The 4,379-nt window shown below is 73.1% G+C and carries 4 protein-coding genes and 1 pseudogene; 1 reads left to right on the top strand and 4 read right to left on the bottom strand.

Features of this window, described 5'->3' with window-relative positions; genetic code table 11:
• The 4 genes and pseudogenes from DQW06_RS10065 to cysS form a co-directional block, all read right to left on the bottom strand.
• Positions 1-412: pseudogene (locus DQW06_RS10065) on the bottom strand (DNA topoisomerase IB); the annotation flags it as partial.
• Between the two features lie 52 nt (positions 413-464).
• Positions 465-755 (bottom strand): hypothetical protein, encoded by a 291-nt coding sequence (locus DQW06_RS10060; protein ID WP_041553257.1) that lies wholly within the window; start codon positions 753-755, stop codon positions 465-467.
• A gap of 133 nt (positions 756-888) precedes the next feature.
• Complete coding sequence (gene rlmB / locus DQW06_RS10055) at positions 889-1,851, bottom strand: 23S rRNA (guanosine(2251)-2'-O)-methyltransferase RlmB (protein ID WP_013155309.1); 963 nt, start codon at positions 1,849-1,851, stop codon at positions 889-891.
• 133 nt (positions 1,852-1,984) lie between these two features.
• Positions 1,985-3,388 carry a cysteine--tRNA ligase gene (gene cysS / locus DQW06_RS10050; RefSeq protein ID WP_019607749.1) on the bottom strand — a complete coding sequence of 468 codons (1,404 nt, stop codon included), beginning with the start codon at positions 3,386-3,388 and terminating at the stop codon, positions 1,985-1,987.
• A 292-nt stretch (positions 3,389-3,680) separates the two neighbouring features.
• Here cysS and DQW06_RS10045 point away from each other — a divergent pair.
• Positions 3,681-4,379 (top strand): DUF2637 domain-containing protein (locus DQW06_RS10045; protein WP_117198340.1); only part of this gene is annotated, 699 nt, incomplete at its 3' end.

The raw sequence follows: 4,379 nt of genomic DNA, 5'->3' as shown, positions 1-4,379 counted from the left end.
CCGCCCGCAGGAAGCCGAGGTCGATCAGGCGGACGGCCGCGGCCAGGACGCGCTCGCGCCGCAGTCCGCGGCGGCCCAGGTGCTCGGCCAGCGTGCCGCGGATCCTGGGGAGCAGTTCGGCGAAGTCGAGCATGCGGTCGTACTTGGCCTCCTCGCTCCGGCGCCGCCACTCGGCGTGGTAGAGGTACTGGCGGCGGCCCGCGTCGTCGGTGCCGCACGCCTGGATGTGCCCCTCGGGCGAGGGGCAGATCCACACGTCGTGCCAGCCCGGGGGCACGACGAGTTCCTTGATGCGCCGGATCTGGTCGGGGTCGGTGACCGGCTTGCCGTCCGGGCCGTGGTAGCTGTGTCCGCGACCGCGGCGACGCCTGGTGATCCCCGGCTCGGCCGGGTCGCTGCGCCGCAGGCTCATACCGGGGCCTCCTCACGGACGACCATGCGCGTTCCCCGGACCGTTCGCCCGGTCAGGACGGGTCCCGGCCGGGCGGGCGCTCCGGGCTCTCGGGCACCGCCCGCGCGTCGGCGGCGTCGGCGGCGTCCTCCCCGCCCTCGGGCCCGGGGTCCCGGTGCGCCTCGTCGCCTCCCTCGGCCGAGTGCAGGCGGTCCTTCAGCAGCTCCAGCACCCGCATCCGGCCGGAGTGGCTCTCCTCGTAGGCGATCAGCTCGCGCACCCGCTCCGCGGAGAGGGAGCGGACGCGTTCGTCCAGGTCCCGGAGCGAGAGGTCCTCGTAGCCGGGGACAGGAGGAGTCGCCATGCCGCCCACCCGCTTCCTCTGCGATGGTCAGGTGCAGCAGCACAGCTACCCGCGGGGCCGGAGCGGAAAACGAAAGCGCGGACCCGCCCTTCTCCGCGTGCGCGGAGCGGGACGGGTCCGGCGCGGGGCGCTGCTACCCCTTCGCGGCGGAGCGGCGGCGGGCCACCTCGTAGAGGGACACCCCGGCGGCCACGGAGGCGTTCAGCGACTCCGCGTTGCCGATCGGGATGCTCGCGACCACGTCGCAGGCCTCGCGCACCAGGCGGGACAGGCCCTTGCCCTCGGAGCCGATCACGATGACCAGCGGGCCGGTGGCCAGCTCCAGGTCCGGGATGGGGGTGTCGCCGCCGGCGTCGAGGCCGACGACGAACACGCCCTCCTTCTTGTAGCCCTCCAGCGCGCGGGTCAGGTTGGTGGCCTGGGCCACGGGCAGCCGGGCGAGGGTGCCCGCGGAGGTCTTCCAGGCGGTGAGGTTGACCCCGGCCGAGCGGCGCTCGGGGATGAGCAGGCCGTGCGCGTTGAACGCGGCGGCCGAACGCGCGATGGCGCCGAGGTTGTGCGGGTCGGTCACCCCGTCCAGGGCCACGATCAGCGCCGGGGTGTCGGACTCCAGCGCCGTGTCCAGCAGGGCCTCGGGCGCGCGGTACTGGTAGGGGCGCACCTGGAGCGCGAGCCCCTGGTGGGCCGCGCCGGGCTGGCCGTTGCTCTCGCAGCGGCGGTCGAGCTCGGTCTTGGTGACCTCCAGCACGTCCAGGCCGCGCTCACCGGCGATCCGGGCCGCCTCGTTGACGCGCTCGTCCGGGTCGAGGCTGTTGGCCAGGAACAGGCGGGTGGCGGGCATGCCGGCGCGCAGCGCCTCCACCACCGGGTTGCGCCCCACCAGCAGGTCGGAGGCGTCCGCACGGCGGCGCTCCCCCTGCTGCGGGCCCCGGGCACCGCCTCCGGAGTCGGGGCGGCGGGCGGCCCTGGCCCGCTGCTTGCCCTCGTACCAGTGCCGCTGCTCGGCGGGCAGGGTGCCGCTCTTGCCCTCCAGCGAGCGGCGGCCCTTGCCTCCGCTGCCCTTGGTCGGGCCCTTCTTGCTCTTCTTCGCCGGCATGGTCGCCGCCTCCCCGTCAGTGTCGCGGGCATGCCGGAGGCGCGTGGCATCCGGCTGGTGGAATATGGCCTGCCAACGTGAACGCGGCGGCAAACTCCCAGACTAACGCCGCCGCGCCACCGCCCGGGCCGCCTCAGTCGCGGCGCAGGTCCCAGCGCGGGCCCTCGGGGGTGTCCTCGACCACGACGCCCGCCCCCGCGAGCTGGTCGCGGATCGCGTCGGCCGCCGCGTAGTCCTTGCGGCCGCGGGCGGCCTGGCGCTGCTCCAGGGCGACCGCCACCAGGGCGTCCACGACCTCGCGCAGCCCCTGGTCCCCGCCGGTGGCCCACTGCTCCCCGAGCGGGTCCAGGCCCAGGACGCCGAGCATGGTGCGCAGCTCACCGGCGATCTCGGCGGCCTGCTCCTTGCCGCCCGCCGCCAGCGCCGTGTTGCCCTCGCGGACGTGGCCGTGCACGACGGCGAGCGCCTGGGAGACCCCGAGGTCGTCGTTGAGCGCGGACGCGAACTCCGCGGGGACGTCCGCGGCCGGGACGACCTCGCCCAGCACCTCGACGGCGCGGGTGAGGAAGCCCTCGATGCGCTGGTAGGCGGTGGCCGCCTCCTGGAGGGCGGCGTCGGAGTAGTCGATGACCGAGCGGTAGTGCACCTGGCCCAGGTAGTACCGCAGCTCGACCGGGCGCACCTTGCGCACCATCTGCGGGATGAGCAGGGAGTTGCCGAGCGACTTGCTCATCTTCTCGCCGCCGACGACGAGGAGCCCGTTGTGCAGCCAGTACTGGGCGAAGCCGTCCCCGGCCGCGCGGGACTGGGCGAGCTCGTTCTCGTGGTGCGGGAAGACCAGGTCCAGGCCGCCGCCGTGGATGTCGAAGCTGGGGCCCAGGTACTTGGTGGCCATGGCCGAGCACTCCAGGTGCCAGCCGGGGCGTCCGCGCCCCCACGGCGTGTGCCAGCTGGGCTCGCCCGGCTTGGCGCCCTTCCACAGGGCGAAGTCGCGGGGGTCGCGCTTGTCGCGGTCCGCGTCGCAGTCGGCCGACTCCACGACCTGGTCCAGGCGCTGGTTGGACAGGCCCCCGTAGGGCGGGTAGGAGCGCACGTCGAAGTAGACGTCGCCGGAGCCGTCGGAGGCGGCGTAGGCGTGGCCCGCGTCGATGAGGCGGTGCATGAGGTCGATCATCTCGGGCACGTGCCCGGTGGCCCGCGGCTCGACGGTGGGCGGCAGGCAGCCCAGGATCTCGTACGCGTGCGTGAAGGCGCGCTGGTTGCGCTCGCTGACCTGCCACCACGGCACGCCCTCGTCCGACGCGACCCGGATGATCTTGTCGTCGATGTCGGTGACGTTGCGGCAGAAGGTGACGTCGTACCCCAGGTGCGTCAACCAGCGGCGCAGGATGTCGAAGTTCACCCCGGAGCGGATGTGCCCGATGTGCGGGGGTGCCTGCACCGTGGCACCACACAGGTACAGGGAGGCGGCCCCCTCGCGCAGCGGGACGAACTCGCGGACCTGTCGGGCACTGGTGTCGTAGAAGCGCAGACTCACGTTGTCAAGCGTATCCCCTTTCCCCTCGCGACGACGTCACAAACCAGGGACTCCCAGGTGGGAGAAGCCCTCCCGGACATCCCCAAGTGCGTATATGTGATTGGCCGTATTCGGACACACGAGGTGTGAGATAACCCTGACCGGAAGTCCGTTCCCAGGGTTCTCCCGAGCGCCACTCCCTGCATATTCCGACAGAACGACACAGAACGCCTGGGGACGGCCCGTCTGGTAGCGACCATAATCAGCCGGAATCTCGTGTTCGCGGCACCGCCTGGACTACGCTGCGAAGGCGATGGCCCCTTACAACAACGCCCCCGAGTCAGGGACACGGAACGGTAGGCCCGCAGCAGGTCGCGGCGCGGGAGCCGGTGCTCTCGTCGGCGGCGGCCTGTTCGTCGGCCTCATCGCCCTGTGCGCCCTCGTCATCTCCTACAACGGCATCTTCCAGTTCGCCGAGTACGGCGGCCACGAGGGCAGCCCCCTCGCCCACGTGTTCCCGGTGACCTACACCCTGCTGCTGATGATGGCGTGCTGGGTGAGCTACCTGCTGCGCGGAGCGCCTCCGCGCGAGCGGCTCTGGGTCGACCTGGTGCTGATCCCGGTGCTGGTCCTGTTCGCCGCGACGGCGATGCTGATGAGCAGCCTGGGACTCGTCGAGCGGGTGCACCAGGGGGTCGCCAACGTGATCGTGGCGGTGGCGCCGCTCGCGGCGCTGCTGGTGGCCTTCCTGCTGTGGATGACCCTGCGCGCGCACATGCGCAGGCGCCGCCGCTCACGGATGGCGAGGCCGCGTCCGGCGGACGACCCCACGACCGTGCTGCACGCCCGCACCGCGGTCCCCCCGCGCGGGGACACCGCTCCCCTGTCCGTCCCGGAGGGCGGCACGCTCCGGACGCGGCTGCTGCGCCTGGGCTCCGACGACCGGGACGAGGACGAGAAGGAGACCGAGGCGTTCGCGCCCGTCGGCCGTCCCGGCCGGGACGAGGGCCGC

Source organism: Nocardiopsis sp. TNDT3 (genome assembly GCF_003427465.1).
Lineage (GTDB): Bacteria > Actinomycetota > Actinomycetes > Streptosporangiales > Streptosporangiaceae > Nocardiopsis > Nocardiopsis dassonvillei.
Note: the sequence above shows the minus strand (reverse complement) of the source record. Positions and strands in the feature narration are given on the sequence as shown.

Excerpts from the sequence above, each read along its gene's own strand:
- DQW06_RS10060 (WP_041553257.1), bottom strand. The coding sequence starts at position 755 with ATGGCGACTCCTCCTGTCCCCGGCTACGAGGACCTCTCGCTCCGGGAC.
- rlmB (WP_013155309.1), bottom strand. The coding sequence starts at position 1,851 with ATGCCGGCGAAGAAGAGCAAGAAGGGCCCGACCAAGGGCAGCGGAGGC.